1 protein-coding gene and 3 pseudogenes are annotated in these 4,771 nt (G+C 64.1%); 1 reads left to right on the forward strand and 3 read right to left on the reverse strand.

What is annotated here, in order from left to right:
• Nucleotides 1-108 precede the first annotated feature (108 nt).
• From ACWDRB_RS67325 to ACWDRB_RS67335, 3 pseudogenes are all read right to left on the reverse strand, one after another.
• A pseudogene (locus tag ACWDRB_RS67325) lies at nt 109-1,573 on the reverse strand (IS3 family transposase).
• Between the two features lie 200 nt (nt 1,574-1,773).
• A pseudogene (locus ACWDRB_RS67330) lies at nt 1,774-1,953 on the reverse strand (IS1634 family transposase); the annotation flags it as partial.
• Nucleotides 1,920-2,198: pseudogene (locus ACWDRB_RS67335) on the reverse strand (IS5/IS1182 family transposase); the annotation flags it as partial. The pseudogenes ACWDRB_RS67335 and ACWDRB_RS67330, both read right to left, overlap by 34 nt.
• A 418-nt stretch (nt 2,199-2,616) precedes the next feature.
• Between ACWDRB_RS67335 and ACWDRB_RS67340 the strand changes: the two are divergent.
• Nucleotides 2,617-4,026, forward strand: a complete 1,410-nt coding sequence (locus ACWDRB_RS67340) for a DUF4082 domain-containing protein (protein ID WP_449912732.1) — start codon at nt 2,617-2,619, stop codon at nt 4,024-4,026.
• Nucleotides 4,027-4,771 lie beyond the last annotated feature (745 nt).

The raw sequence follows: 4,771 nt of genomic DNA on the forward strand, positions 1-4,771 counted from the left end.
AGCAAGTACGACGAGGCAACTGCCTGGGCACATCGGACCGTCCAGGCCGCGCCTTGACAGATTTCGCCATGGGATGTCTGTCAATTTGATCAAGGTAGTTGAGCTGGGTTAATTCTGTGTCGAGTTCTCTGTGGTGACCTCTTGGACAGCGTTCTTGGGCTTGTTGATCCACGCCGGGCCGGGCAGGTCAGGCGGGGCCGGAGTGCCTCCGCTGGCGAACCGCTCGGGATAGGCGCTCTGAGCGGCCGTCAGGATTGCGGCTCGCCGGTCGCGGATGGCGGCGGCGCGGCCGTAGTGCACGTCCACCGGATGGTGATAGCCAATCCCCGAGTGGTAGTGCTCGTGGTTGTACCAGGTGTAAAGCCCTGGCAGAAGACGCGGACGTCTTCGATGGAGCCGAAGACGGCCGGGAAGGTGGGGCAGTACTTCAGCGTCTTGAAGCTTGCCTCAACGTGTGGGTTGTCGTTGCTGGTCTTCGGGCGGGAGTGGGACTTGGCCACGCCCAGGTCGATCAGCAACTCGGCGACGGTCTTCGAGGTCATCGACGAGCCGCGATCGGCATGCAGGGTGAGCGTGCCGGGATCGATGCCGTGCTTGCGGGCGGTCTGGGCGATGAGCATCTTGGCCAGGTCGGCGGACTCGCGGGAGGCGACCATCCAGCCGACGACGTACCGGCTGAACAGGTCGATGATCGTATAGAGCGAGTACCAGACGCCTTTGCCGGGGCCGCGCAGTTTGGTGATGTCCCAGGCCCAGACACGGTTCGGGGCGTCTGCGACCAGCTCGGGCACCGTCCGGGGCGGGTGGGTGGCTTGCCGGCGCCGATCTCGGTCGACCTCGCCGTGCTGGCGCAGGATCCGGTACATCGTGGAGACCGACGCCAGGTAGGTGCCCTCATCCAGCAGGGTGAAGTAGGCCGTGGCCGGGGCGGCGTCGGCGAATCGCTCGTTGAGCATGGCGCGGACGTGCTCGCGTTCGGCCTGCGACAGCGCGGCCGGGTGCGGCTTACGCGCTTGGGCCGGGCGGACCGGAGCCGGGCTTTGGCGGTTGTTGCGGTACCAGGTGGCTTGTGCCACTCCGGCTGCCTGGCAGGCTTTGCGCCGCCCGAGCAGCGGCGTGAGCTCGGTGATCGCCTCGTCCTGGGCGGCCTGGAGGAGCTGGTTCACTGCTCGCCCCGAGGCGTCGAGGTCTCGCTGCCGGTGGCGAGTTGATCCAGCAGCGCGAAGAGCTTTCCCTGCACCTCGATCACCTGGCGGGTCTTGCCGAGTTCGGCGCGCAGCCGCTCGACCTCCGCGTGCAGCGTGTCGATCTGCCTGTCCCGCGGGTCGGCTTTCGGTCGGCCGACCGCCCGGGCCAGTGCCTGCTCCGCGCCATGGTCTCGCGCTGTGCGCCAGCTGGAGATCAGCGATGAATACAGGCCCTCCCGGCGCAGCAGCGCGCCCTTGCCGGCCTTGTCGAGCTGGTCGTACTCCTCCAGGATCCGGGCCTTGTAGGCGGCGGAGTAGGTGCGCGGACGTCCTCGTTCACGCACCTGAGGGTCGGGGATCTCCGGATCCGGCTTGCTTGCTCCCACGAAGGGATGTCTCCTTCCCCACCCTCAGCACAGAGTTTCATGCCTGATTGCTACCTCTGTCCATTTTGGCAGGGAGGGGTTGGTAGTTACGCATGAGCCCGGATTTGTGTGTTGGCCTGGAGGAACGCGTGTAGGGCCGGGGAGGGTCGTGTGTCTACGCCCTCCGCAGCCGGTTTGCTGATCGGGTCAAGTAGGTTCGAGACGGAGACCCGTGCCGGTGGTGTGATGGAAAGTGCCTGGTAGATGGCTCGTTGCGCGGCTCGTTGCGGGGTGGTGTGGACGACGGTTCCGGCCGGTCCGGCGAGGGTGACCTGGGACAGACGGGACAGTTCGCGGTTGATCCGGGGCCATCTTTGCCCGCATCCGCGTTCGGCGACGCGGGCGCCTTCCGCAATGCCTGCCCGAGCTTGGGCGAGCGCACCGACAGCAGCATCACCGTCTCCTCCACATACCGCCACGCGAACCTCTCACCCTTGCGCAGGTAGACCAGCACCAGCAGAACCTGCTGTCCAGCGTTCAGCAACCGCCAAGACGAGCCGATCACCTCGCGGCGTCGGCGGATCAACCCGGCCACGTAGTTCAGCGTTGAAGGCGACAAATCGACGGCAGCGCGATAGAGCAGCACCCAGAGCTCCTGGTCGTGACGGTGAGGATTGTGGTGATCAACCCATCTACCAGGGGCTCTGTTACGTCATTAGGCGAACAGTCGACCCGCGACCATGCTGTGATCAGCACCCGCCCCCGGAGGATGAAAAGGGGCCATCGAGTCTGGGAGGGGCTTCCTGATATGCGGTGGACGTAACCATCAAAGTCAAAGGCGCTTTCGCCGTTCTGGCGCAACACTGTCGCCATGCTGTCGTCAGTAGAATACTATTCCTCCACCGTTCCATATTGATCCGCAAGAAGACCGGCTGTGCTATACCTTTCTGTTGACTCAGTCAGCATGAAAGGACATCATGCCCATCCAGCTGTGGACCGGCCGCCTTAGTAGGCTCGCTATACCAGGCGTAGTCCTCCTTGCGGGATTATGCGTCACCTCAAATGTGGGAGCCGCCACCACACCAGGAGAATCTTCTTCACTTCTGTCCGGCCTCGACAGCTCCAAAGCCGTGGCCTATCCGAAGGGCCGTCCCGTGGAGGTCGGGGTGCGCTTCTCTCCCACTAGTGCGGGAACCGTCACAGCGATTCGCTTCCTGAAGGCGCCAGGAAGCGGCCTGACGCACCAGGTAAGCCTCTGGGATAGCTCCGGAAGGCGACTCGCCATCACGAAAACAACCACCGAGACCGCCAGCGGTTGGCAACAGGCGACGCTACCGGAGCCCGTTACCTTGGATTCGGGCAAGGAATATATCGCCAGCTACCACACCTCGGGATACATGGCAACCCAGAACTTCTTTGCCAAGGCCAGGCACGCCGGACCACTGATCGCGCCCGCCACCCACAACGGCGTCTACCGTTATGGAGTCTCCGCCTTCCCTGCCCAGACCTGGAAGGCCGCCAATTATTGGGTCGATGTCGTCTTCTTCCACTCAGCTTCACCCTATCCGCCATCGCCAAGCCCGTCTGCCACGCCAACGACGAAGCCGTCCCCGGAGCCGAGTGCCACGCCGAGCGGTGGCGCGAAGGTGAAGTGCCTGGCCGTGCCCAGCAAGTGCGGATATCCCGACGGCACAAATACTGGATACAAGCCTACGGGCGTCAATCTCACGACCGAAGAGGTGAAGCTGAACCAGGATGGAGACTTCGTGATCACCAAATCCGGGGTGATCGACGGCAAGGACATTCGCGGCTGCGTGATCGTGAAGGCGCCGAACGTCACCATTAAACGCAGCAAGATTACCTGTACCGGCTATTTCAACATCCGCCTGTATCCGAAGTCTGGCAACTTTCTGCTGGAGGACGTGGAGGTGGATGGCAGCGGCGAGGCCAACAACGCCGCATTTGTCGATGACGGTAACGGGCCCGTAATCATGCGGCGAGTGAATATGCACGACGTTTCCGACGGTCCACACCCAGGTGAGCATTGGCTCATCGAGGACTCCTACCTTCATTCCCTCACCCGATGCGCGAAATGCCACAACGACACCATCCAGTCGGCTGGAGCCGCAGACGTCGTCGTACGGCATAACACGCTGGAGAACATGGCCGGCACCTACGGCCCCGAGGGCGGCATGAACGCCGTCGTCCGCATCGCCACCGAACAGGGTCCGGTCAAGGGCTTCGTGGTCGAGAACAACCTGCTGGCCGGCGGCAACTTCGCGGTTCAGGTCCGCTCGCAGGGCAATGGCGCACCCACCGGCGTGAAGATCGTCAACAACCGCATCGGCAAGGGCACCACACCCGATAAGCAGCCCTACCCCCGCTGGGGCACTCCGTTCGACTTCGACGGCGTCCCCAGCGTCATCCAGACAGGCAACGTCTGGGACAACGACAACAAGCCCGTCGTCGATTAGATGTACGGCGCCGCTCCTGGATGCGCGTGCCCGACGTCCGGGGAGCCCCTCCTATCGGATCCGAATAGTCGGCGAGTAGCTCGAACAATCGCTGGCGGACGACCCGGTCAAGCGGTGCGGTTGAATTCTGGCCAGCCAACACGAGTGCCGGATCTGTGAATCTGATGGTGGCACTTGAGGTGAAGAGCTGACAGGCCCGGCATCGGCGATCTTGGGTAACTCACGAAGGATCTGGCCGCCCTGTGGTGTGCTCGGCGCGTGGCGTGTCCCCTGGCTCGCCGATATCGGCCCATCGTCCGCGCTGAGCCGTATTGGCGCCTACGGAATGTCCCTTGGATCATTGGACGGGTCGCGGAGCGAGATCCTGATCGAGACGACGTCGACCGTGCCCTGGTAGATGCGCTCACGCTTGTCGGTGCGAAGGGCCACTGCACGGTAGCCCTTCATCTTGTTGATGCACCGCTCGGCGGTGTTGCGCTCCTTGTACCGCTCGGCGTCGAACCCGGGCGGTTGCCCACCCCTACTGCCTTGCTTGAGGCGGTTGGCCTGCTGATCCTTCTGCTGGCTCGAGTTCCGGATGAACCCCGCCTGACCACCCCCGGCCGTGGCCCCACAACCCCGCACATCCGGGTCACGGCACCCTCGCCCCGGCATCCCCCGGGCCGGGGCGAACAGGCCGTGGGGGGGGGGGGGCGGGGGGGGCGCCCCCCCCCCCCCCCCCATAAAACCACACACCTGCGGGGGT

The sequence above is a fragment of the Nonomuraea sp. NPDC003707 genome (assembly GCF_053587055.1).